The 24,057-nt window shown below is 41.4% G+C and carries 21 protein-coding genes; 6 read left to right on the top strand and 15 right to left on the bottom strand.

Annotation, left to right across the window (positions count from 1 at the left end):
- Positions 1-16: 16 nt before the first annotated feature.
- The 6 genes from MHH86_RS14930 to MHH86_RS14905 form a co-directional block, all read right to left on the bottom strand.
- Positions 17-1,498, bottom strand: coding sequence for a DUF4179 domain-containing protein (locus MHH86_RS14930; protein ID WP_342479766.1), 1,482 nt, complete (start codon positions 1,496-1,498; stop codon positions 17-19).
- Between the two features lie 17 nt (positions 1,499-1,515).
- Positions 1,516-2,013 (bottom strand): RNA polymerase sigma factor, encoded by a 498-nt coding sequence (locus MHH86_RS14925; protein ID WP_036678355.1) that lies wholly within the window; start codon positions 2,011-2,013, stop codon positions 1,516-1,518.
- A gap of 166 nt (positions 2,014-2,179) precedes the next feature.
- Entirely contained in the window at positions 2,180-4,564 is a 2,385-nt protein-coding gene (locus MHH86_RS14920; protein ID WP_342479765.1) for a polyprenyl synthetase family protein, read from the bottom strand.
- A gap of 76 nt (positions 4,565-4,640) precedes the next feature.
- The gene (locus tag MHH86_RS14915; RefSeq protein ID WP_342479764.1) at positions 4,641-5,411 is read right to left on the bottom strand and encodes a flavodoxin family protein; all 771 of its coding nucleotides are present in this window, start codon (positions 5,409-5,411) and stop codon (positions 4,641-4,643) included.
- A gap of 167 nt (positions 5,412-5,578) precedes the next feature.
- A complete protein-coding gene (gene cysC / locus MHH86_RS14910; RefSeq protein ID WP_076134916.1) occupies positions 5,579-6,145 on the bottom strand; it encodes an adenylyl-sulfate kinase in 567 nt (188 codons plus the stop codon).
- 35 nt (positions 6,146-6,180) lie between these two features.
- The gene (locus tag MHH86_RS14905; RefSeq protein ID WP_342479763.1) at positions 6,181-7,260 is read right to left on the bottom strand and encodes a saccharopine dehydrogenase NADP-binding domain-containing protein; all 1,080 of its coding nucleotides are present in this window, start codon (positions 7,258-7,260) and stop codon (positions 6,181-6,183) included.
- Between the two features lie 128 nt (positions 7,261-7,388).
- Here MHH86_RS14905 and MHH86_RS14900 point away from each other — a divergent pair, with 128 nt between their 5' ends.
- Positions 7,389-8,474, top strand: a complete 1,086-nt coding sequence (locus tag MHH86_RS14900) for a helix-turn-helix transcriptional regulator (protein ID WP_076099281.1) — start codon at positions 7,389-7,391, stop codon at positions 8,472-8,474.
- 78 nt (positions 8,475-8,552) lie between these two features.
- On the opposite strand, the gene MHH86_RS14895 is transcribed toward MHH86_RS14900, so the two are convergent.
- Positions 8,553-10,076 carry an MDR family MFS transporter gene (locus MHH86_RS14895; protein WP_076099282.1) on the bottom strand — a complete coding sequence of 508 codons (1,524 nt, stop codon included), beginning with the start codon at positions 10,074-10,076 and terminating at the stop codon, positions 8,553-8,555.
- Positions 10,077-10,352: 276 nt separating this feature from the next.
- Here MHH86_RS14895 and MHH86_RS14890 point away from each other — a divergent pair, with 276 nt between their 5' ends.
- A complete protein-coding gene (locus MHH86_RS14890) occupies positions 10,353-10,775 on the top strand; it encodes a MarR family transcriptional regulator (RefSeq protein ID WP_169744822.1) in 423 nt (140 codons plus the stop codon).
- Positions 10,776-10,856: 81 nt separating this feature from the next.
- Here the strand turns inward: MHH86_RS14890 and MHH86_RS14885 are convergent, their stop codons facing one another.
- From MHH86_RS14885 to MHH86_RS14860, 6 genes are all read right to left on the bottom strand, one after another.
- Positions 10,857-11,198 (bottom strand): DUF1801 domain-containing protein, encoded by a 342-nt coding sequence (locus tag MHH86_RS14885; protein ID WP_036677965.1) that lies wholly within the window; start codon positions 11,196-11,198, stop codon positions 10,857-10,859.
- Between the two features lie 292 nt (positions 11,199-11,490).
- Entirely contained in the window at positions 11,491-14,949 is a 3,459-nt protein-coding gene (locus MHH86_RS14880) for a discoidin domain-containing protein (protein WP_342479762.1), read from the bottom strand.
- A 290-nt stretch (positions 14,950-15,239) separates the two neighbouring features.
- Positions 15,240-15,599 (bottom strand): multidrug efflux SMR transporter, encoded by a 360-nt coding sequence (locus tag MHH86_RS14875; protein WP_038570897.1) that lies wholly within the window; start codon positions 15,597-15,599, stop codon positions 15,240-15,242.
- A gap of 17 nt (positions 15,600-15,616) precedes the next feature.
- Entirely contained in the window at positions 15,617-15,943 is a 327-nt protein-coding gene (locus MHH86_RS14870) for a multidrug efflux SMR transporter (protein ID WP_038570894.1), read from the bottom strand.
- Positions 15,944-15,956: 13 nt separating this feature from the next.
- Positions 15,957-16,490: a TetR/AcrR family transcriptional regulator gene (locus MHH86_RS14865; protein ID WP_036677976.1), complete on the bottom strand. Its 534-nt coding sequence runs from the start codon at positions 16,488-16,490 to the stop codon at positions 15,957-15,959.
- 116 nt (positions 16,491-16,606) lie between these two features.
- Positions 16,607-17,083 carry a GNAT family N-acetyltransferase gene (locus tag MHH86_RS14860; RefSeq protein WP_038570891.1) on the bottom strand — a complete coding sequence of 159 codons (477 nt, stop codon included), beginning with the start codon at positions 17,081-17,083 and terminating at the stop codon, positions 16,607-16,609.
- Between the two features lie 129 nt (positions 17,084-17,212).
- On the opposite strand from MHH86_RS14860, the gene MHH86_RS14855 reads away from it, so the two are divergent.
- The 3 genes from MHH86_RS14855 to MHH86_RS14845 all read left to right on the top strand — a co-directional run bounded on the left by MHH86_RS14855 (position 17,213) and on the right by MHH86_RS14845 (position 20,348).
- Positions 17,213-18,874 carry a ribonuclease J gene (locus MHH86_RS14855; protein WP_038574458.1) on the top strand — a complete coding sequence of 554 codons (1,662 nt, stop codon included), beginning with the start codon at positions 17,213-17,215 and terminating at the stop codon, positions 18,872-18,874.
- Between the two features lie 236 nt (positions 18,875-19,110).
- Positions 19,111-19,980 (top strand): helix-turn-helix domain-containing protein, encoded by an 870-nt coding sequence (locus MHH86_RS14850; protein ID WP_038570889.1) that lies wholly within the window; start codon positions 19,111-19,113, stop codon positions 19,978-19,980.
- A gap of 44 nt (positions 19,981-20,024) precedes the next feature.
- Complete coding sequence (locus MHH86_RS14845) at positions 20,025-20,348, top strand: DUF5823 family protein (RefSeq protein ID WP_235219403.1); 324 nt, start codon at positions 20,025-20,027, stop codon at positions 20,346-20,348.
- Positions 20,349-20,454: 106 nt separating this feature from the next.
- On the opposite strand, the gene MHH86_RS14840 is transcribed toward MHH86_RS14845, so the two are convergent.
- Positions 20,455-22,011, bottom strand: coding sequence for an ABC-F family ATP-binding cassette domain-containing protein (locus MHH86_RS14840; RefSeq protein WP_036677991.1), 1,557 nt, complete (start codon positions 22,009-22,011; stop codon positions 20,455-20,457).
- A 232-nt stretch (positions 22,012-22,243) separates the two neighbouring features.
- On the opposite strand from MHH86_RS14840, the gene MHH86_RS14835 reads away from it, so the two are divergent.
- Complete coding sequence (locus tag MHH86_RS14835) at positions 22,244-22,828, top strand: AAA family ATPase (protein WP_341430435.1); 585 nt, start codon at positions 22,244-22,246, stop codon at positions 22,826-22,828.
- Positions 22,829-23,169: 341 nt separating this feature from the next.
- Here the strand turns inward: MHH86_RS14835 and MHH86_RS14830 are convergent, their stop codons facing one another.
- Complete coding sequence (locus MHH86_RS14830; RefSeq protein ID WP_342479761.1) at positions 23,170-24,057, bottom strand: RsiV family protein; 888 nt, start codon at positions 24,055-24,057, stop codon at positions 23,170-23,172.

Here is a 24,057-nt window from a genome sequence, read left to right as displayed (position 1 = left end):
CGTTAAGCTTAATCTATTACTTAGAAAATAACTCTACGGCTTGCGTATCCATAATCGGATTGATATATTTCTCTAGCGTAATCGTTAGTGGTTGAGGATAATCTTTCGCTCCCTTTCCAAAAGTATAACGCATTTCATCCACGGCTGTGCCATCCTTTGAAGTCATGTAGCCACCGAAGTTTCCTGCCGAAGTTGTTTTGATTGCTCTTTTATGCACATTTCCTTCCGCATCAGTAAAAGTCTCAGCAAGTCTAGTGTAGTATTTTAAATATTCGGCATCAGTAATTGTATGCCGCAACAAGATCTCTCCTTCATCTGCATAATTCTCTTGCGTTGGAGCAACAAGCTCAAGGCCGCTTCCCGGTGCTTCAATGATTTGCTGCTTATTGAGATCGACAACAATTTTCATTTTATTTTTTTCGACTGCCGAGATACCAAAGGTTTTTAATGAAACGGTGTCTGGCTGATGCTTTAGGCCGCTCTGGCTGTTCCTGAACACCAGCGTAAACTTGGTGTTGTCCGAATAGACTTCAGAATTGTCAGAGTTGACGATGTCGGGGTAAAATAATTTTTCGGTAGCACCCCCATTTGTACTAATCAGAACTGGATTAATCAATTGGAAAATTTGTTTATCATTGTTCAGATCATACTCCAAATCTGCATAGGTACTAAGCGGTGTATATTGCACTAGATTCACTTTAATCTTTTGCCCGTCAACTGTCAGCGCTTTATCCGTTTTTAGAATTTTTTCCTGTGCTTTGAGCATATCAGGATTAAGTTCGAAAGCAACATCCAGATTAGTCCGGTATTTATTACTACTGGATTGTAGCGCCTTATCTGAAGTTTCAGTGAGAATGACATTATAGTTTACTTCCTTTGGATATTTAATCGTTGGTGAAAGACTAGTGGTGTATATAAAATCCTTAGACTGGCCTGGTTGAATTCGGTTATCGCTGGCAAGCATACTTAGTGCAGCACCTTTATGTAGATTCGACTCCTGTATGCCTTCATATTGAAGCGCAAAATCCGCATGTATAACTTCTTTGTCTGTATTGTTCTGAACACTGTATAGAATATACACCTTCCTTCCATCTGTTACTGCACCAGTTACATCCACTCGGTACCCCTTGTTTTCCGCGCTCTGATCCACCGGCATCACGAGATTCTGTTCCAGAGCACTTGCAAGTGCTGGTTCTAACCTTGAAAATGAGCGATAAGCTGCAAAATCATCTGTATTTTTAGGGCTGGCGGTTTGAACTGAAGGTTGGGCCACTTCCTTGGCCGGTAATCCGATTGAAGAGTATGTAAATAATAGGGCTACGGCTGCAGCTGCAATCACACCCAAACCTGCGGTATAAACACGGCGTTTCTCACGTTTTTTTCCTTCCATAATTCCCTTTCGCATCGCGTTATATATTTTCATTTCCTGTAAAGTTTCAGTATTCTGATTCATTTCATCAACATTTTTCTGCAAAATACGATCTTCTTTATCTGTCACTCTGTTCACCTCCCATATCACTTCAGCACATTACGAAGCTGTTTAAGTCCCTCACGTAACCAGGTTTTGATTGTACCTTCTGGTTTTTTTAGCACTTTTGCGATTTCGATTGTAGTCATGTCATTGTAATATTTAAGAAGTACCACATGCCGATATTTGGGCTTTAACCTGTTCATAGCGCGTTCCAGATCAATCCGGTCGTTGCTTTTCATTTCCTGAGTTGCAACCTCTGCTAGCTTCTCCGTAGGAATCACTCGTTTTTTTCGTCGTAGTTCATCCATACAGCAATTGATCGTAATTCGAATCAACCAAGGTGTAAATGACTGTTCATCTTTAAGCTTCTTACGTTTCATCCAGGCCCGACATGAAGCCTCTTGTACAACTTCTAACGCGTCCGCTTCTGTTCGTAGATAACTATAAGCGACGGTGTACATTTTCCGATGCTCCACATACAGGCGTTTAAAGAAAACTTCCTCATCCATACGGGCAAAATCAACCATTCTGACCTCGTCCATCGTCCTATCCACCACTCACTACACCCCCTCTTTTTTTGTCAGTGTCGGTATTAGGATAAAGTCATCGTTCTGATGTTCTTATAAGTAAGACGGAGCTGAACGTAAAAACGATTGATTTTTTTCATAAAAAAGTGCTGGCAAAGATGCCAACACTCCATTTTCATATTTATCGATCACGATTAACCATATAATTCAATAGATGTTTTAAAAAATTGATATTGCGGGGGATCTCTTTTAACGCCTCCATGGCAAGACAATAGTGCTCCCACATCTCTTTTCTAGCACCTTCTGAACCCAGAATGGATACAAACGTTGCATTGTTATTCTCAACATCCTGCCCTGTCGGCTTACCTAGTAATTGTAAATCCCCTTCCAAGTCGAGTAAATCATCTTTAATCTGAAAAGCAATCCCCGCATGATAAGCGAATTTCTTCAAAGCTTCTATTTCTGTCTCCTTAACCTGTGCAAGAATCGCTGGCATAACTAGTGAAGCTTCGAACGCAATGCCCGTCTTATAGAAACAAATCATATTTAATTGCTCTAGCGTCAATGCTTTTCCTTTAGAATTCAAATCCATCGCTTGCCCCATGCAGGTATCTTCCGCCTTTTGAGCTGAATATTGCATTAAAGCAATTACGGATTTAGCATCGAATGTATGAAGGGATGCCTGTTCCTCAATCGACTTCTGAATTAGAAAGAGTCCTGTCAATTCCGCCGTAGCGCTATTATACACCTCATGTAGAGTTGAACGGCCTCTTCGAGTGGGGGCATTATCCTGAGAGGGCAGATCATCGAAAATTAAGGATGCAGTATGCATATATTCCAAAGACCTCAAAAGCGGCACAATTGCTGCGCTGTCTAATCCGTATTCGTTCACACCCATAACCCAAGTCAGGATAGGTCGTATTCGCTTGCCATCACCCTCTAAACTATAATTGGCTGCATCAATTAACATTTCTTTCATAGCTGGTGTCCCAACAGGTTTATTAATCGGCAATTGATTGTTGATTTCACCACGAACCTTTTGAATCGTATTGTGAAAATCCACCTTTTCCTGCTTGTTGTTTTTTAAATTCGTAAGCAGTTGATCTCTTAGTAGTTTGTCAAAAAAATCCACATCATCAGCTTTTAACACCATTTGCTGCACGAGACGATTAAATTCGGGTTGACCCCAAGCAAAGATCTCCATAATCTCTTTATACTTTTCAGTACCCACACGTTCTTTACAACGCTTCAAACCGTTAATTGCTCGATCTAGAATCACTTCACGGGTTTTGGCATCGGAGTGATATACGGTATGGATTAGATGAGAGATGACGGTCCAGTATAATTCAAAAGGGTTTATCAAATCTGAACGTTGATCACGGTATTTCAGAAAATAGGTATACGGCGTTACCGCTCCCTCTTTCATATCGTCAAACATATCCGCAAAATCATCAGCCAGTTGATTGTAAAGACCATAATAAAAAGTACGTTGATCAAATCCATCATCTGTAGGAGCACTAATAACGGATCGGACAATTAAACGGGAAGAAGAGGATTTTAAGATAATGGGGATATAAAGCTCTTCATTGGTGTATTTAGCGTTGGAAAGTTCCTTAACACGGTCCAGCTCCTGAGATTGAAAAAACACAAAGGATTGCTCGAAAAATATGTTCTGCATTTCTGGACGTTGATAGCTTTTAATATATTGGAAAGCTTCACTAAGCTCCGAATGTACGTATCGAATGAATTCCATGTTCTCTCCGGTCCATTCTCCAAGCTCAGGCACAGATCTAGTAAGGATAGCGTCGCGTATCATGAGGGAATATTGCTCTTTTTCTTGAAGCGTTAAGACACTGGAATCGAGAAGATCATCAATAAAAGGGTAAGTCAGCCCATAAGAATAACCAAGTCTAATGGCTTCACTAAGCTTCTTAGAACGTTCCAAAGGTGGGGTACTCTCCCCCATTTCCTCCATTACATGCAGAATGACCCCGATAATGATCTTAATTAACTTACGCTGCGCTTGTTCGGCATTCATTTCCTGCGGAATATGGGTTGATACGTTCTTTAGCTTGTCGATCACCCAGATGGTGGCGGTCTCGACGCCTTCTTTTTGCGCCCAGCGATATACTCCTGCCAAGCTCATAAATTCCGATTGTTCTCTTATCATTGTTGAACCGTCTGGGATCAATTGAGATCTAATGTCAGCAACCATTCGCTTAATCCTGTTTTGTGTGTCAGGAGAATCCAAGGCTTTGCCCAGATCTCTCATATATAAATAGGAAACGCTGCGATCTAAATAATCATCCAATTTACCGGAAAGATTCAGCCACCCTATATACTTATGATAATCCTGAGAATCAGGTTTCCTCTTCCCTCTAGAGAAAAAGGACAACCATGAGCGGCGATGAATATGATGTTTTTTCCATAATTGAATATCTTCAGTCAGAGTAGATACATACGTTTTTTCTTTGAACTGCATATGCAGTGAAACAAAATACTGAGCCGCCCTCTGCTCGGCTAGCGAATAGGCTGAATCGGCATGATCGGTTAAATTTACATTCATAGGTGGATTACCTCAACTTCTCTTTTGGTTAATTGTCGGTCATGTTCATATCTTATACGGGGAAGTGTCTTTATGGTTACGAATTCTTCGCCATACGTTTCCCAATAAAGTCAAAGATCAGACCCGCTGTCCTTTTTATAGGACCCAATGAAACAGGATAATAATAACCAGACTCAAACCAGCCTTGTTCTTTGTAATACCGGTAATCCCTGGAATGATCATCAAGCATTGTTTTTATACTTGTACGTGACATTCGAAACAGCATTAACCTGAAAAATGAAGGAACCGGAGTCTTAGGTGACATGAGGTCCTTATAGAATCTTTCGGAGGCTTTCTTAATTTTTCTCGTCATTTTTTTCTGCGCAACTTCTGTTCTTGGTTCCAAAGTAGTCAAGACACAGCCTTTTGTGACTTGAAATCCGAAATTCTCGCCCATATTACTAAGATATTTTTCAATTTTGTTGCCTCCAAAGATCCCCTGATTGACAATAGCCGTGAAGGTTTTTCCGAAGAAACGAGGTCTATGAAATACAAAGGCAAGCCGATCCAAGAGGTTCTTCATCGGTGCCGATACATGAAATGCATAATTAGGGGTAGCGAAAATAACCCCGTCAGAATGAATCATTTTCTCCATCAATACATCGCGTTCATCCTTTAAAGGACAATATTCCTCACCTTTATTGAAACACAGCTTACAGCCCCGGCAATATTCAAGCCGATAATCTTTTAAAAAAATATACTCAAATTCAATATCACCATATGCCTTTAAATTATTACCAAATTCACAAACCGCTTCGAAGGTCGCATGCTTTTGCTGATTCCCAATAAATGCAGTAACTTTTTTCATTTGGACTCCTCCATATATCGCATATTTTGAATAATCCCGATAAATATGAATGAATTTATTTATGTTCATTCATATTGTAGCACCTTGATCCCTTTTATGCGATAAAATTCCATTTGAGAATGCAAAAAAAAGAAGCCCTACTTGAGCAGGCTTCTGTTAACTTCCCTCTATATCTTTTTAGCGTAATTATGTGTAACAAAATCAACTAGCAGATTCACACTGCTCTCCATATCGTAAATCTCTGTGTTAACTGTCAATTCGGCAAGTTCAGGGGCTTCATAAATAGCATCAATACCTGTAAACTCACGAATTTCACCTTTTCTAGCTTTCTTATACAGCCCTTTAGGATCACGTTGTTCGCAGGTTTCTAATGAACATTGCACATAAATCTCTGCAAACTCGCCAGACTGAAAACGATATCTAATCGCTTCTCTTGCAGCTGAAGAAGGTGAAATCATCGGGACAAGCACTATAAAGCCTAGATCCAAAAACATAGATGCTACTTCGGCTGCGCGCCGCATATTTTCTTTACGATCCTCTTCTGAAAAGCCTAAATCAATATTCAAACCTTTTCTTAGCTGGTCGCCGTCGATCACAGCACATCGGATGCCTTGCTTAAACAATTCTTTTTCAGCTTGTTGTGCTAGTGTACTTTTTCCTGAACCTGATAATCCTGTGAACCAAAACACGCCCGCTTTATGACCGTTCAACAGCTCCCAATCTTTTCTATTCATTCTAAGACGCCCCTTTCTATATGATTAATATTATACTAGTTTACCGCAGTCTTGAGAGAAATGGCTGATCCTAATTCCTTCTGTATATACGTCATATCAGTCATCTGCTCAATATGGTAAACTCCGCCTGGGGGTGGTGAATCATATAGATGTTTTGCTACTGCCGCTGTTACTTTTGCCGTAATGATAGATTGATTCTTTCCTTGTAATAAAAAATCCGCATGAAGTAATTTACCTTCTGAATTTCTTCCACGTGCCTCAACCTTAATAGCGAACCCATCATCCCCCAAATGCAGCCGCCCCATAACACGAACAATTGAATTCTTCAGCCAGCCTATTTGCAGTAAGCGAACGGCTCCAGTTCTTTTCGTTATTGCCAGTATTTTAGTAACTACAGCTGAATCAAGACAAAATCGTGTAGAGATAGACGATGATTTCAGTGTTCTGCTCAGTGTCTGTTGATCTGAGAATGGAAAACGGTAAGCATATCGGTTACCCATCTCATCACCAAAATGATACAACCTTCTGTCTGTAAAGCTCTCCACCTCAACCTGTTGATTATCCTGCTTCACTTCGAACTTAGCTGCTAAACTGTCGACTGTCCATTCTAGCGCCGCTTTGCCATGAGAATCACCTAATCCGAGCATAATGGCAATTTCTATCTCCTCGATCTGATCCATCTGCCGCTCTGCTTCAAGGGCCAGGAGATTAGTGATGCCGGGAGCAAGTCCTACACTTAAGACAGCACTTGACCCATTGTCTTCAGCCTCTCTCTTGAATTTCTCAATTTCATTCAAAAACAAACCGTTCGCAGATACATCCACATAATGAATACCGCTTCGAAACACAGCTCTTATAAAATCCGTATCCGTTTGATCTAAGCACATAATGATTAATTTCACTCGTTCTAACTTATCAGTAGGTAAAGGTTTATTAATATCCACCTGCATCGGCTTAATTTTCCCATCAGTTGTTTGACTGAATTGCTTTGCTTTTACAAGGCTTCGCCCTGCAGCATATACTTTTCCAGGATATTTTTTCTCTAAGATTTCACAAATGGTACGCCCTACATGGCCATATCCGCCGACGACTACAATATCTTCTTTTCTCTGCATTTTATCACCGCATCCTATATAATAGAAATAATTAAGAACCATTCTCAATTATACGGATATGGTTTACATTCACTATCCCATAAATGTGGGATACCTGTTTTTATACTCCATGACTAGAGGGCTGACCTATGAAAACCATAAGACAACTTAATCATATTAAACAACAAATCATAAGGTTAGGTGCTGTTTCTGATTCTTCACATAGCTACCGTACTTCATTACTGTCGATTTTACGCGATGCTGTACCCTTTGATGCTGCCTGCTGTACCCATGTTGATCCACGTACACTACTCTCGACAGGTGCAGTTACAGAAGATAACGTGGAATCCATTCACCATCACTTGTTCCAGATCGAATACGGTGAAGACGATATTAATCCCTATGAGCAAATGGTTCATAGTAAAATGCACGTAGCTACTTTATATGAAGCAACCGAAGGGCAGCCAGATTTGAGTGCTCGCTATCAAAAGGTACTATCTCCGGCAGGATTTGAGGATGAATTACGCGCTGTACTTGTTCATGGAGATGCGTGTTGGGGGTATCTGACACTTTACAGAAAGTCGGGTCAGCCTGTATTTTCGCGGGAGGATTGTGAGTGGATAGCCTTAATGCTTCCTGAGATTGCCGCAAGAATGCGGGCTTTCAGTCTTGAGTTGCCTGAGAGAAATCAGACTTGGCTGGAAGAAGATTACGGTTCCGGAATTGCTGTCCTTTCTGATCAACTAGTGCTCCTCTCCTCCAATCCTACAGCAGACCGCTGGTTAGAGAAACTTCGTTCATTAGAAAAAATTGATCACCATATCCTGCCACGTCCAATTCGGGCGGTGAGCACACAAGCAATCAATAGTCCCTCTGAATCTTCGGGGATGGCTAAGTCCTGTATCCGGATGTCAGAAGGACCTTATCTAGTGATCCGGGCTAGCCGGCTTCATGCATACGACGGTCAGACGCAAATCGCTATTTCATTCGAGCCTGCACGTCCAGCAGATATGCTTCCTATCATTGCAGAAGCGTATGATCTGACGAAACGGGAACAGCATTTACTTGAAGGAGTAATTCGTGGATTATCTACTAAAGAATTGGCTGCTGAGTTACATATTTCTGCTTACACGGTTCAGGATCATTTAAAATCCATTTTCGCTAAAGCAGGTGTCAGCAGCCGTAGAGAGCTTATCTGGCATTTACATTCTCGATATAGCATTTCAGAGAAATAGGATCGCCGAGCTTCTTATCAAAAAAGCCCAAGCCTTTATTAACAAAGGACTTAGGCTTTTATTTTATCTTTTATTTCCTTAATGCGATGCCGTAAATTCTTCCAGCTCAGAAGCAGGATCAAACTTCTCCCTGCTCATCACAAATGCTGCCATTAGAGCTATAACTGATGGAATAATCGCCCAAGCAAAGGTATGAACAAGAGAAGAAGATAATCCTTCGGTGATTTTATCAAGAACCTCAGAGGGAATTTTGGCCCGTGTGTCGGGAGTCAAAATTGTACTTGGATCACTTAGATTAACACCTTCTGGTGCCGCGCCTCCTTTACTGAACATGGAAGTTAATTTATTCGAAAAAATGTGACTTTGAATAATACCAAATACCGTAATACCAAGTGTCATTCCCAGCTCCCGTGTGAAGCTAAGTGTCGAACTTGCAGAACCCCGTTGTCTTGCTGTAAATCCATGAATCGCTGCATTGCTTAGAACAGAAAATGATGAACCTATGCCAAGACCCACCAGAAACATAAAAATAGTGACCATAAACCGGGAGGAGTCTGGTGTTAGTGTGGTAAGCAGAGCAATACCTGCAACAAGGAGTACTAACGTAGAAATCATGATCGTGCGATAATTAAATTTAGAGAGCAAGAATCCTCCGCCAGCAGCAGTGATAACAGAACCAATCATCATCGGAAGTAGAACAAGCCCCGAATTTGTGGCAGACCCGCCAAGAACCCCTTGAATATAAATTGGAATGTACACCGAGGCTGTAATAAATGCCGCTCCGCTAAATATCGCCATAACATTACTCGTAGAATAGAGACGATTCTTGAACATGCCAAAGGTAATGATAGGCTCTTCTGCACGACGTTCGATAACAATAAAACCAATTAAAAACACAACAAAAGCCATAAACAATCCCAGAATCATTGGCGAGTCCCAAGCGTATTTCTTACCCCCGAGCTCAATCGCAAACATGAGACAAAGAATTGAAGCTACTAGTGTAAAAGCCCCAAGATAATCAATTTTCTCTTTGGAATGCTCAACAGATTCTTTGTAGAAGAAAGCGATCATAAAGAATGCAATAACACCAATGGGTAAATTGATATAAAAGACCCAAGACCAATGAATATAATCCGCTATATAAGCGCCAATAAGGGGACCGAAAATACTGGAAATACCATAGGCAGCACCGAATAACCCACCGATTTTCCCCCGTTTCTCCGGGGCCACTACATCGAACATAATCGTGAATGCGATAGGAACGAGTGCCCCTCCACCAATACCCTGAATCGCCCGATAAATACTAAGCTGGACAATAGAATTTGCCGTACCACATAAAGCTGAACCAATCATAAAGACAATAATACCGAAAATAAAAAATCGCTTACGTCCATACATATCCGATAATTTACCGAAAATCGGCATACCCGCCATCTCAGCTATCATATAAGCGGACGTAACCCACATCAATTTGTCAAAACCGCCAAGGTCACCTACAATGGTTCCCATTGCGGTTGCAAGTATAGTATTATCCATTGATGCCATAAGGGTGGCCAACAATAGAGCTACTATAATAACCCCAACTTTATTTTTCTTTTCCATGCTCCTTTTTCTCCTCCACTTTTCCCAAATGTTTAGTTCTGCTCTAATTGTTAAAGGATTGTGCACAGGCTTCATTCCAAACCACGTGATGTTATACCCTTTGCAAATTAGTGAATAATTCGATAAAATCAAGACAATTAATTAGATGTTCATCAAGCATCTTGTTTATTAATTATCTTGACTATCAAGATATAAACATTTTAAAAGGAGGGTCCTCTTTTGTCAAGAGATCGACACAATCAAGTTACAATTCAGCAGGAAGACTTAACTTTACGCATGCGGGGCCTAGGCAGCCGAACGGTTTTGTATCAGCAAAAAGTAGCAACTTCTTTGGGGTTATACAATAACGATTTTCTATCTATAGATATCCTTCAGGAAAAAGGTCCTATCACCGCCGGCGAGCTATCCAAATTAACTGGACTTACTACAGGCAGCATTACCACATTAGTTGATCGACTTGAAAAAAACGGCTTTGTTCGCAGAGAACATGACCCAAATGACCGTCGTAAGGTGATCATTGTCCCTTTATATGAGAATAACGAGGTTGGAAATGCCTACCTTCCTTTGCACACTAAGATGGTTAAACTGGCGTCTTCCTTTACTGAGCAGGAGCTTGAGTTGATAACAACATTTTTAGGCAAAGCAAGTACCATCCTGGAAGAGCAGATTCATTATCTCAGCACTACAACTAGTAACTAAAACTGTATAATCATCAAAAAAGGACGATATCCCATGAAGTCAAATGACTTTGAGATATCGTCCTTTTAATATAAGTATGGATCAAAGAGAAGCTGAAGCTTGAGCAACTAAAGAGACCAACTGTGCAGAATCAAATGTGTCTCCTTTTCGAAGCTTTAAGGTTTTCCTTTCAGGTGGTCCCTCAAATGCTCCCTCTGGAAGCGTTAGCTCGGTTGTATTAAAGATTACAAAGCTGACTGCGTCTTTTGATGTCGAGATGGCCGCAGCGTATTTTCCATTTTTCAAAAAATGAGGTTTCTTATACTGAATACGTTCCTGCACATCCGGTATAGCCTGATGAACAACCTCACGTAGTGAGGTGGACAACTCCACCTGCCATGATTCTTTTAGCGCTTCAATAAAATCGATTACTTCCTGATTCATTTTTCATCTCTCCCTTTAAGTAATTAAATGGTTTGCCTGAATAAGCGCAGTAAGTTGTTTAACAAAATCAGGAGGTCCTTTGAGATCCGACGCATCTGCTATGACGAACATAAGATGATGAAATCAACACATCTGCAAAAGAATTTCAAAAATTTAATAGTTTAAATTCCCCATATATTAATTTCTTGTTCATGTAGTCATTATCCTTCTGGCAAATTAGAGATATCCAGCTCGTTACAAGCTAAAAAGGGAAAAGCTCCTAAGAGCTTCTCCCTTAACCTCGTACATAAAATTAATGAATCGTTAGATTAAAACCGCTCTGAATATAATTCAGATTCGGATAAGCAATGTTGGAAGTTGTCAGGTTATTAAAGGTTGCCGCACCATTGCCTGTATAGGTGTAAATAGCTGCACCTTTATGTGGACCTGAGAACCGTGAAGTTGTTATTCCATCAAGTCCTGTACCGTTAATATTGATGTTGTTGAACACGATGTTCTCGAATCCACCACCATATCCAAATTGAATCGCATCACGCTGGGTATTAATGATGTCTATGTTGTTAAATGTAACGTTCTTGATAGCATCATTTGATGCTTCAAGATCAATTGCGCCACGTTCACCCCCATAAAGATCTTTACTCGTGCCACTGTTAATAATGGTTGTATCTGAGAAAACTACACCCGTATTATTCTGGAAATGATAACCTGGAAAAACGGTATTCATACGTATGCCGGAACCACCAACTGTATCAATGATATAGTTATGATCAGCCTTATGACCACTTCCTCCAAAGAAAGCAATCGCTGCCGCACGCCAGTTATTCTCAATGGTGTTATACGAGAAGGTATTATTCACACCAGCAGGTGCACCATTTGTGTTACTGGTCCATACTGCAAGACCATCGTCACCATTATTTCGCACACTGCTATTGCGTACAATTGAATTGCTAGTACCTTGCGAGAAGTTGATGCCGTCTGCAAGATTGTTCCGAATCCGACTGTTTTCAACTACCAGCCCGTTAGCATAAATCGCAGGTGTATGAGCGTAGTCGCCTACCCACATTCCGCATTCAAAATGCTCTACCCAGACATCATGGATAATAGAGTTGGTTCCAAAGTTATCCATAAAACCTTTGTAAATTGCATTTTGCCCATAACGTGAGCGCAAATTAGAATTCATATATACATTACTGAAATCTAGCCTACCTGAAATACGGAGTGAAATACCACCGCCCGCAGCATTAGGATTGGTGAACTGAATATTGGTGTGCCAGAGACCAGCACCAGTAATAGTGAGGTTATTGATCATATTACTAGCAGAACCAATCTCCCACATACTGCTAAGATTAAAGGTTCCTGCTGGAATATAAATAGACTTTCCGCTTGCCACGGCTGCATTTACAGTAGCTTTAAAAGCTGCCAGATCATCTTGTCCGTCGTTTGCCACAGCACCGTAATCTGTTACAGATACGGAGTTAGCTGGGCGGGCAATTGCTGTTGGAACAGATTCAATTTCAATGAAATCCACACCATATTCCAAGCTATCTCCATTGTTCTTCTGGATTCGAATCTTGTCCCCAGGTTGGAGGGGTGTATCCATCTTCCAGTGAACTTCATCAAAACGGAATAGTGGACGTCCTGCACTAGGTGTATCGCCAGGCATATCACCTGAGAAATACTGCCAGCTGTAGTATGAGGTTAAGGAAACTGTTTTTACTTTCGCTCCATTCACATACACATCCAGTGAACCATTCAATCCCATCCCATCTGCAGAGTCAGGCATTGTAAATCTCATCGTTACACCTGCGCCGCCTTGACCCTGTCTGACCGTCCACTCTAAGTTCGAACCATTCGAAGGAAGAGCTATATAACGCTGGCCAGAAGCTTCAGAAGCGATTAATGCTTGATCAAAGGTTGGCGCCGATTTCAATGTCGCGCCACCCCCGAGAGTAGCATCCTCGGTATCATATCGACTATACGGCATGCTTGCACCACGCGCAGCATAGACAACGAGATTAGAAACACTTACATTATTCGCTTGCTTGGCAGCTATCTCAGTAGCATCCACTTCAACAGTAGTGGTGACTGTGTAGTTACCATTAATCGCTGTCCAAGTCCCTGGAATCGCAACATTAACTGATGCCCCCGCTGCTAAGGCACCGTTATAAGATCCATTAAAGGTTTGAATAGTGGAACCCGCAGAGTTTTTAAGAACAACGCTTAGACCATGTGAACCACTTGCAGTGGTGATGGTTCCTTGATTCTTAAGATTTACATTGAACGTTACATTGTTATTAGCAACAGGATTACTTGGCGTCCATGTAACAGTTCCCACTAAGTCAGAGCTGGACACTGGAGCGATAATAAGTGAGGCTGGGTTCGTGTAGCTGTTATTCGCTTCATTTTGTTCGATAACTAGGTTGTCTTCATCAACTTTGGCACTAACTGAATACGTTGCGGCAGGCTTAACTCCTGCGGTAAGTGTCATCGATGCTGTTGTCGATGCTCCAGTTGCTAGTACACCTACCGGAGCTGAGCCTACAAGCTCATTATTCAAATAGAAATTAACAGTAGTAGCTGATGAGTTGGCATTGCCGATATTCTTTACGATTGCATTCAGCGTAATCGCATTAGACTCAACCGGATTCGTTGGTGACCAGGACATGCCAGCAATCACCAAATCCGGATTCGGAGCTGGAGTACCGTACACTTCAAATTCGGCGATCTGTCCAGCTGGAGCACCCGAGTTGGCAGTAATATTAAGCTGTAGACGTTTGACAGTTGCGGTAACAGGAATGGTTACTGTATTTCCTGAAGCTGGATTAAACGAATACGATTGTGCTGACACCAGATTCCCAAATGTCGTTGTGTTTTGATTGTGACCGAGCACTTGAATCGTTTGGGTACGTGCTCCCCATGCAGCGGTTGGATTTAACTTTAGAACGATTGAGGAAACATTGTAGTTTGACCCCAGGTCAAGTATCAATGAACTAGGATTACTGCCACCTTCCCAGTATGTGTTGGTGTTGTTGTCATTAGCATTTGCTGCCACAAATGATTGCGTATTAGAGGATGCGGTAATCGATTTGCCAACCGCGATATTACTGCCCGCAACAGGCGTAGCCGTTGGCGTTGCTGTCGGTATGGCTGTTGGCGTTGGTGTGACAGTTGGCGTTGGTGTGGCTGTTGGACTTGGTGTGGCTGTCGGTGTGGCTGTTGGCGTCGGTGTTGGTGTGCTAGCTCCATAAATTTCGAATTCAGATACTTGCGCTGCCGGCCAACCCGTATTGCCTGTTACATTCAGGCGTACATAACGAGTGCTGGTTGCTGAAAAATCAATCTTAACGGTGTTCCCTCCTGCTGAAGGATTGAACACATAATCAGCTGAACCAACAATGTCAGTGAATGTAGATCCATTTGTGCTGCCTTGAACGGCGAGTGTTTGCGTACGCGTCTCCCAGCCCGTTGGCAGCTTCAATACGATTTGGTCAATACTTGTCTCTGTACCGAGATCAACTTGGATCCATTGCGGAAATGCATTATTGCTGCTTTCCCAATACGTCTCTTGATTGCTGTCTTTCACATTGTTTGGACTGTACGTTTGTGATTGACCGCTAGCCGTTACAGTTTTGCCCAGCGTCAAATTCGCGCCACCAGAGGCACTAACAAATGTGAACGGACCCGCTGCCAGGTATAAACTTGAAATCAACAGGGTTACTACAAGCGACCATACGACATACTTGTTGCGCATTATAATCCTCCTCTTAATGTAGATTATCACTAACGTGTCACCCTATCTGAGTGCTCAAATGATAGCGTTTACATTCAAATTCATCTCAGAGCACATTAAATAACAACCGATCCTCCTTTCAATGTGAGACACTTTCATTATAGAGAAAGAACAGTTCAAGCTATAAGATGTAATTCTACGGAAAAGATATGTGATACCAATATCGCCAAACTACCCTAAATATGGAATCTATCAACATCACGCCAATCAAATATAGGCCTGATTTCTCAGGCCCTTGTTTTTTATAAAGATTAGCTTGTGGTTTTAAGTTCTTTTTCATCAGCTGAATCTGGAGAGTTTAATAAAACTACACCTCCAACTATTAATACTATGCCTGCAAGTGTAAGCACACTAAATGGATCCCCCCATATTACTATGCCAACGATAGCGGTTAGAACTGTACCTACACCTGCCCAAATCGCATAAGCTAAGCTTAAAGGTAAAACTCTGAGACTTATAGACAAACTATAAAATGCGATTATAAAACCAATAATAACACCTATAGTAGGCAATATTTGTGTGAACCCTTCTGACATTTTCAGCATAGTTGTACCTATTACTTCGCTTATAATAGCTACCCCTAGTACCAAAAAACCCTTATTCTTGTTCATAATAATTCCTCCAAGCTCTAATGAGATCCACCAGAAAGTTTCATAATGACTACTCCACCAATGATAAGAATCAGACCGAGTAATTTCTTCAGATTGAATTTTTCTTTATAAATGATTACTCCTATTAACGCAGTTAAAGCCGTACCTACCCCCGACCAAATAGCATAAGCCGTCCCTAGAGGAATCGTTGAAAGCGCTAAAGAAAGACAATAAAAGGCTGAACCCATGCCGAGTACGACTCCTATTGAAGGTAAAATCTTTTTAAACCCGTTAGAAACCTTAAGCATGGAGCTACCAAATACCTCGCAGATAATCGCTGTTGCCAGTAACAGATATGAATTCAACAATAGCCCCTCCTTACTCCGTCATGTTTATTAATTCTTGAATCACTTTACTGCGTAACTCCTTATCTAAAACTCCTAATCCGAACATTTCTGAATACCATAAACCGTCCGCTGCCAGCCTGACAATCGTTGAACGTACAGGATCTATTCCATCGTTCTCTATATTGTTTTGCCATACTGAGTATTGATCTTGAAATTTCTTAAGGATATCCGGATTCGTAAAAAGAGCAGCCGAAAGCGCTGTGCTAATCTCCTGCTCTTCCTTAAGATCGTCGTCAATCGCCTGAACAAACGCTCGTCCCCACTTCCCCGTTTCTCTAGATGCATTCGCTACTCTTTCTTGAACATTACTGAAAAAATCGCTTGTTAACTCTTCCACCATACTTTTTATTAAAGCTTCCTTATTCGGAAAATGGTGCAGCAGTCCACCTTTACTGACCCCGGCTTCTTTGGCAACAGCTTCAAGCGTAAGCTTCTCCACCCCATTATTTTTAACAACAATAGAAGCTGCTAATAAAATACTACTTCGTTTTGAATTACTGTTCACGATAATCACCTCTGTTATTTACTATACCGTCTGGACGGTTTTATTGTCAAATAAAAAATCATTATCTTAGAGCAAAAAAAGCCTGGTAATCCAGGCCTCCAACATTTTTAAATCAATTACATTAAATTTTTAATATACCAAGCATCACAAGCAAAATGCTCCGACCCAGCAAGTGGTTTTTCTAAAAGCTCAAATCCATTTTTTGTGTAGAAACGGTTGGCTGCGTGCATGTTTTGCAGTGTCTCCAAATAACATTGGTTGTAATGAAGCTTGGCAAAGTCCAGCGCTGTATTTAAAAGTTCGTTGGCTATCCCGTTACCTCTAATCGACTGAGATAAATACATTTTTTGCAACTCACATATCTTGTCATCATTCCCGAAAGGAGCAATTCCACAACCTCCCAATACTTCCCCTCCCTCTTCAACAACCCAATAAGCCCGATTCTCACTATGATTATAATAATCTGATAAATGATGCAGGCTGTCATCCTCCCAGGCGAGACCCGCGCGATTCCCGCCAAACTCAATTAGGCAGTCCCTGATGACCTTTTCAATGGAGCTATTATCTTTCATTTGTAATAGTCGGATATTCATGAGTAACGTTCTCCTATCTTTCGATTAGCTTTCTTCAGTTATTATATTGTATCAGCCTTCAGAATGGATAATTATAATGGGAATCAAACATAATATAGAGAAATTTATTTAGGAGGGGCTTCAATGAAAATGGCAGCTAAGCAGCTCTCGATTGCAGCATTAGGCGGGGTTCATGAAATCGGTAAAAATATGTATATCCTGCAATACGCAGATGACATTGTCGTTATTGATTGCGGCTCTAAATTTCCAGATGAAAGTCTTTTAGGAATTGACCTAATTATTCCTGATGTTTCGTATTTATTAAATAATATTGATAAGGTACAAGCATTGGTGGTTACTCATGGACATGAGGATCATATCGGTGGGATTCCTTACCTGCTTAAACAGTTGAATATCCCGATATATGCTTCCCGTTTAACCCTAGGATTAATCGAAAATAAACTTAGGGAACATGGGATTTTACGACAAACGAAACTCAATTGTATTGATTCAGAATCTACTTTAACCCTGGGTGCCATTACTACAACATTTTTTAATACAAATCATAGCATTCCAGATTGCCTTGGCGTAGTATTCGATACACCTGAAGGTACCGTAGTTCATACGGGAGACTTCAAATTTGACATGACGCCCGTCAACAAGCAGTATCCAGATATACATAAAATGGCCGATATCGGTAAAAAGGGTGTAAAGATCCTGCTTTCAGAAAGCACCAATGCTGAGCGCCCTGGCTTCACCCCTTCTGAGAAGCTTGTTGGCGCTCACATAGAAGAAGCCTTTTTAAAAGCAGAACGTAGAATTTTTATTTCTACCTTCGCCTCAAATGTACATCGTCTACAGCAGATCATTGATGCTTCTCATTTAACTGAACGTAAATTGACCTTACTCGGCAGAAGTATGGTTAATGTAGTCGGAGTAGCCCAAGAGCTCGGTTACTTAAACATTCCGGACAATATGCTGATCGAACCTGCAGAAGCTGCTAAGCTTCCTCCGGCTCAGGTAACTGTTTTATGTACAGGCAGTCAAGGAGAGCCCATGGCCGCCCTCTCACGCTTAGCGAACTCAAGCCATCGATTGATGGAGATCCAGGCTGGGGACACGGTTCTGCTCGCAGCCAATCCCATCCCAGGAAATGAAAGAAATGTTTCAAGGATTGTCGATAATTTATATATGCTGGGTGCTAAAGTCATCTATGGTTCACGCAGTGAGCTTCACGTCTCAGGGCATGGTAGCCAAGAGGAACTTAAGCTAATGCTGACTCTAATGAAACCTGAATACTTTATTCCGATCCATGGTGAATACCGCATGCTGCATCATCACAGCTTGTTAGCGGAGGCGGTAGGCGTCAAACCAGAAAATATCTTTATTCTAAAAAATGGGGACATCGTCGAGTCATCGTCTGGTGTTGTCCGCCAATCCGGTCGAGTGACTGCTGGGCAAATTCTAGTGGATGGCCTTGGGATCGGTGATATTGGAAATGTTGTGCTTCGCGATCGTCGCCAGCTGTCAGCAGACGGCATACTGATTACGGTGATTACACTGAGCCAAACCGATGGACGTCTATTAAATGAGCCGGACACCATTTCCAGGGGATTCGTTTATGTCCGTAACTCCGATAATTTAATGGACGAGATCAACCAGCATGTAACATCGACCCTTAAAAAGATGAACGAAACTGATCTCGGCCAATGGAATATCATCAAGCAGACCATCAAAGAATCATTAAGTAAGTTCCTATACGAGAAAACGAAACGGCGTCCAATGATCCTTCCAATCATCATTGAGGTTTAATGTAGGAATGCATCCAAATAGATATTGGCGGATTCTCACTCCATTATGAGTAAGAATTCGCCTTTTTGTGTTTTATAGTTTTAATACTCTTCTTTTATATATTCTGCTGATAGTATTAGATTCAGGTGCAAATTTCTACATACTGAAGTACAACTAAGCAAGAATTATCAAAATCCCTTTAAATAGATGAGGTATATTAAGACCAGAACAAGGAGGTGATCAGGCTGTATTACAAGATGATTCACAATAGTATTGAATTTATTGAGAACCATTTGGAAGAAGAAGAATTGAATCTGGACAGAATTGCGAAAGAGGCTGGATTCTCCAAATATCATTTCCATCGGCTCTTTCAGAAATATGTCGGCAAAAGTGTAGCTGAATACATTCGTTCCCGTAGGTTGAGTTCTGCTGCCCAACTGCTGCTCTATTCCGAAGAACGCATTCTAGATATTGCACTTCTTTATGGTTTTGATAGTCAAGAGGCTTTTACAAGAGCTTTTAAAGGACATTATGTTCTCCCCCCAGCCCAATACAGGTCACAGATAAAACTATTGATTCAGGAAAGAGAGGAATTTACCATGTCCGAAATTAAAGGTTGGTTCATCACCGGAACATCTCCCAGCAAATATAAGGCATCATTAGATATGCAGATTTACCATAAGGGAAGGAACTCTGTATCACTGGAATGCGCAGAAACTGAACCACTCGAAGGGAACGAATTCGGTACTCTAATGCAGCAGTTTGACGCAAAAAATTATCTTGGGAAACGGATGCGGTTTGCCGGCTTTATCCGGACCGAAGAAGTAAGCGACTGGTGCGGCTTATGGATGCGTATTGATGACAAGCTCCAGAATATGCTGGGTTTTGACAACATGCAGTACAGAAGTATTAAAGGAACTGCTTCCTGGAATTTTTACGCTTGTGTGCTGGATATCCCGGCAGAGGCGGATTGTATCAACATAGGTATTCTCCTATCCGGATCCGGAAAGATTTGGCTGGATGACTGCACCTTTGAAGAAGTAGGCCTGGACGTTCCCGTCACTGATTCCCGTGCACGGACAGAAGAATTTCCGACGGAACCGCAGAATCTGAAGTTTGAAGCCTAAAGTTTGCTTACCGGCGGAAAGTTTTGAGGAGTGATCTATTGTTTGTGTTAATTATGGAAATCATGAAGACGGCCATTCAATTTTTGACGGATTTGTTATCTGGGAATCTGCCAAAATACTTTTACCTCTGGTGTGGTCTATTTATGCTATTTGTAATCATCTACGCCTATCTTGAGGTACGGATGAAATATAAATCAGTCGATTTTATAAAAGGCATCTGCATTGAAAGTGTCTCCCATCTTGCAGGCTGGATCATCGGTATCCTAGTAACCTTGTGTAGTTACATTATCCATCCTCAGTGGTGTTTTTGCGTTACTGTTCAAGATTTCTCAGAGAGATGGAATCATTGCCTCAGACGCCAATTTTAATCGTCACAGTTAATGCAGATGGTGCCTCGGGATAAAAAAACAGGATACCCTTCGGAGAATCGAAGTAAGGTATCCTATTTAAGATTCGTTAATTGAACTCGTATAATTAGAATACTTTCGTCGTCCAATCTTCGCAATTCCAGATATCTGTTACGATGTCCTGATAAAAATCGGGTTCGTGAGAAATCATAAGAATGCTTCCTTTGTATGCTTTTAGAGCGCGTTTCAGTTCATCTTTGGCATCGATATCCAAGTGGTTTGTCGGCTCATCTAATACGAGAATATTGGTTTCGCTATTAATGAGCTTACATAGACGCACTTTGGCTTTTTCCCCACCACTTAGAACAGCAATCTTACTCTCAATATGCTTCGTAGTTAATCCGCATTTAGCAAGGGCAGCACGTACTTCGAATTGTGACAGAGACGGGAACGTGTCCCAGATTTCCTCAATACAAGTCTTGTAATTGCCTTCCTTCATCTCTTGCTCAAAATAGCCAATCTCCTGATGGTATCCACGTTCTACCGAACCGGACAATGCAGAGATTTCACCTAAAATGCTGCGCAGCAAAGTTGTTTTACCAATTCCGTTTGCCCCAACCAACGCGATCTTCTGTCCACGCTCCATCAGCAAATTAAGCGGTCTGGACAATGGAGAATCGTAGCCGATAACCAATTCTTTTGCTTCGAAAATCATCTTGCCCGCAGTTTTACCTTCTTTAAAGTTAAACTGTGGTTTCGGTTTCTCCTTGGCAATCTCGATGATCTCCATCTTGTCGAGCTTCTTCTGTCTGGACATTGCCATATTACGGGTTGCCACGCTGGCTTTATTACGAGCTACGAAATCCTTCAGCTCTGCTATTTCTTGCTTTTGACGATTATAAGCAGATTCAAGCTGTTGTTTTCTCATTTCGTAGACTTGTTGGAATTGCTCATAATCACCCACATAGCGGGTCAGCTTTTGATTTTCCATATGGTAGATCAGGTTAATAACGCTGTTCAAGAATGGCATATCGTGAGAGATCAGAATAAAGGCATTATCATACTCTTGAAGATAACGTCTCAGCCACTCAATATGCTGCTCATCCAGATAGTTGGTAGGCTCATCGAGGAGCAAAATATCTGGTTTTTCAAGCAATAGCTTCGCAAGCAAGATTTTGGTACGTTGACCACCACTAAGATCGGCTACATCACGATCCAATCCAATGTCAGTGATCCCTAGTCCACGCGCAGTTTCTTGTACTTTCGCATCAATCATGTAAAAATCTTGATTTGTAAGTGTATCTTGGATGGTACCTACTTCTTCAAGCAGCTTTTCCAGCTCTTCAGGTGAAACGTCACCCATTCTGCCGTACATATCATTCATCTCTTGCTCCAGATCAAACAGGTATTGAAAGGCACTTCTGAGTACGTCTTGAATCGTCATTCCTTTGGTTAACACAGCATGCTGATCGAGGTAGCCAACACGCACCCGCTTGGACCATTCGACTTTACCCTCATCAGGTTGCAGTTTGCCTGTAACAATATTCATAAAAGTGGATTTTCCTTCGCCGTTAGCGCCGAATAATCCGATATGCTCGCCTTTTAGGAGACGGAATGAAACATCCTTAAAAATCGCACGATCCCCAAAGCCATGACTTAATCCTTCAACATTTAATATGCTCATTTATGGACACCTTTTTCTTATTTTTCTCGCTATATTATAAGCAGGATTAACTAAAAACTCAATGGAGAAGCAAAAAATTATCATTTTTCAGGCTAATTTGCGAACAATTTTAGTTTTTGTGGACCGTCACTTGCCGAGATTAGGTTTGCGCTGGCGATCGCTCGTCATCTTTTATATGATAGTATGCATAGATACACTTTGGAGTTGACTTGAGAACTAAGGAGAATTAGAAATGAATAAACTTGTATTTTTTCTTGGTCCAGCTGGAGCAGGCAAAACAACGTTAGCTAAAGCGATTGCTTCGCGGCGCAAAATACCATTTTTCGATATGGATATTCTGCTACGGCCTGCTGCCGACGCCATAATGACTTTACACGGACTGGATCCGGCAGATAGAGACTCAGCAGAGTACAAAAGGTTATGCCGCGATTTAGGTTATCGAATCACTATGGATGCTGCGCTGGATAATATAGGCTTGGACGTCGATGCTTTTGTGGTTGGTCCCTTCACCAAAGAGGCGGCCAATCCTGACTGGATCAGCAATGAGTTAGTTCGGATCGGACGTTCCCTCCTTGATGTTGAAGTCAAGGTTGTCTTGGTAGGTTTAGCCAACGAGGAATTGTACCGGGAACGAATTCAAGACAGACAATCACCACTAGATGAATGGAAGTTCCAGCATTGGAATGAATTCCGCACTTCTCTTGGCAACCGTACGGTAGCATGGCCGCTCCCGGCTGAAAATATTGCGTTGATCGATAATTCTAACCCGAATATTAATGCTACCGTTGCGGCAGTAGAGCGATTTATTTACGTCTAAACTTTCGGACCCAGATGACGTTATTTCCGCTTTTATCAGCTTTTGCGCAGAGTTTCGGACCCCAGTGCAGCTATTCGTTAGAAAAGAGTGCTTGGGGAGTGTTTTTCGTGCCAATAGCGACGATGCGGTCCGTTAGGATTGCAAAAGTGCGATAATGCTGCGTTTAGGGTCAGCTGAGTCCGATAGCTGCTGCGTCCCCCGTAAAATAATGACATCAAACGATGTTTAAGGCTTTGACAAAGAGTTTTGGCTAAACTTTTGGACTCAGATGACGCTAGTTCCACATTTATCAACTTTTGCGCAGAGTTTCGGACCGCAGATGACGTTATTCCCAAAATTCTTTATTGAATATACTTCTGACTGACCAAATCATCAGCAAGCACCGCGGTTGGTATCACAAATTCAACGGAGCCCATATAACCCGGTGCGACATCGTATTTATTAAACACAATCACAAGCTTACCTTCGGTATTGATATAAAAGCTTTGATCCTTCGTAATGGATGTAAACTGATCCGTTGGCACATCATCGCCATACTCAGGGATCCAGTAAACTTTCTCAGAGTCTGCTTTCATTTGAGCAATCATCTGTTCTTTAATATTTTCGCTGATGCGCTCAATGTATTGATCATCTTTAAATAACATTGGTAATGTAATAATGATCTGATTTTCTTTGTCTATCGTATCAAAAGTAACTTCCATTGAAGATGAACCAGCGGTTTCCTCAACATATCTGCCAATGGAGAAAATATGCTCATTATCCGTTTTCACTTCATAACCAACATCCAGCCCCAAATGGCCCCCACCTTGTTCCTTCAACGCTTCGATCTCCGCTTGGAACTTTTCGTATAGTGCTTTGTTCTCACTTAAATATTTGCTGTTCAATCCAAGCTCCAGTTCTTTGTTCTCCATATCCGTAACGGCTGGAACTTTGATATTAGCATCGTAGTTCTCTTCTTCTACAACATATTCTTTAATAGTTAGCACTTTTATTATCCGATCAACGCCTGGGATGGAAGATAATGCACTAGCTACGGTTGTACTGGTGTTTATGGCTACTAGAAAAATAACTGCGGCCGCGCCAACACTAGCCACCCACTTAGTTGTTGTGTGTTTTTTTCTATTGGCTTTAAGTGACTGCTTTATAGAGCGGTTTACAATCAAATCAAGTTCATCCGGAATGGGAATATCGGTATACTCTTTATGTAATTCTTGTATTCTTTCGTCCAT

Origin of the sequence: Paenibacillus sp. FSL F4-0097, from assembly GCF_038593125.1 — a bacterium.
Taxonomy (GTDB): domain Bacteria; phylum Bacillota; class Bacilli; order Paenibacillales; family Paenibacillaceae; genus Paenibacillus_AQ; species Paenibacillus_AQ odorifer.
The sequence above is the reverse complement of the archived record's forward strand: the minus strand, read 5'-3'. Positions and strand labels throughout refer to the sequence as shown.

What these genes read in the sequence shown, in the direction of transcription:
- MHH86_RS14890 (WP_169744822.1), top strand. Translation starts at nt 10,353, where the DNA reads ATGCGGGGCCTAGGCAGCCGAACGGTTTTGTATCAGCAAAAAGTAGCA.
- MHH86_RS14915 (WP_342479764.1), bottom strand. Translation starts at nt 5,411, where the DNA reads ATGAAAAAAGTTACTGCATTTATTGGGAATCAGCAAAAGCATGCGACC.
- MHH86_RS14875 (WP_038570897.1), bottom strand. Translation starts at nt 15,599, where the DNA reads ATGAACAAGAATAAGGGTTTTTTGGTACTAGGGGTAGCTATTATAAGC.
- MHH86_RS14840 (WP_036677991.1), bottom strand. Translation starts at nt 22,011, where the DNA reads ATGAGCATATTAAATGTTGAAGGATTAAGTCATGGCTTTGGGGATCGT.
- MHH86_RS14835 (WP_341430435.1), top strand. Translation starts at nt 22,244, where the DNA reads ATGAATAAACTTGTATTTTTTCTTGGTCCAGCTGGAGCAGGCAAAACA.
- MHH86_RS14925 (WP_036678355.1), bottom strand. Translation starts at nt 2,013, where the DNA reads ATGGACGAGGTCAGAATGGTTGATTTTGCCCGTATGGATGAGGAAGTT.
- MHH86_RS14850 (WP_038570889.1), top strand. Translation starts at nt 19,111, where the DNA reads ATGATTCACAATAGTATTGAATTTATTGAGAACCATTTGGAAGAAGAA.
- MHH86_RS14900 (WP_076099281.1), top strand. Translation starts at nt 7,389, where the DNA reads ATGAAAACCATAAGACAACTTAATCATATTAAACAACAAATCATAAGG.
- MHH86_RS14855 (WP_038574458.1), top strand. Translation starts at nt 17,213, where the DNA reads ATGGCAGCTAAGCAGCTCTCGATTGCAGCATTAGGCGGGGTTCATGAA.
- MHH86_RS14905 (WP_342479763.1), bottom strand. Translation starts at nt 7,260, where the DNA reads ATGCAGAGAAAAGAAGATATTGTAGTCGTCGGCGGATATGGCCATGTA.
- MHH86_RS14895 (WP_076099282.1), bottom strand. Translation starts at nt 10,076, where the DNA reads ATGGAAAAGAAAAATAAAGTTGGGGTTATTATAGTAGCTCTATTGTTG.
- MHH86_RS14860 (WP_038570891.1), bottom strand. Translation starts at nt 17,083, where the DNA reads ATGAATATCCGACTATTACAAATGAAAGATAATAGCTCCATTGAAAAG.
- MHH86_RS14830 (WP_342479761.1), bottom strand. Translation starts at nt 24,057, where the DNA reads ATGGACGAAAGAATACAAGAATTACATAAAGAGTATACCGATATTCCC.
- MHH86_RS14880 (WP_342479762.1), bottom strand. Translation starts at nt 14,949, where the DNA reads ATGCGCAACAAGTATGTCGTATGGTCGCTTGTAGTAACCCTGTTGATT.
- MHH86_RS14885 (WP_036677965.1), bottom strand. Translation starts at nt 11,198, where the DNA reads ATGAATCAGGAAGTAATCGATTTTATTGAAGCGCTAAAAGAATCATGG.
- MHH86_RS14920 (WP_342479765.1), bottom strand. Translation starts at nt 4,564, where the DNA reads ATGAATGTAAATTTAACCGATCATGCCGATTCAGCCTATTCGCTAGCC.
- cysC (WP_076134916.1), bottom strand. Translation starts at nt 6,145, where the DNA reads ATGAATAGAAAAGATTGGGAGCTGTTGAACGGTCATAAAGCGGGCGTG.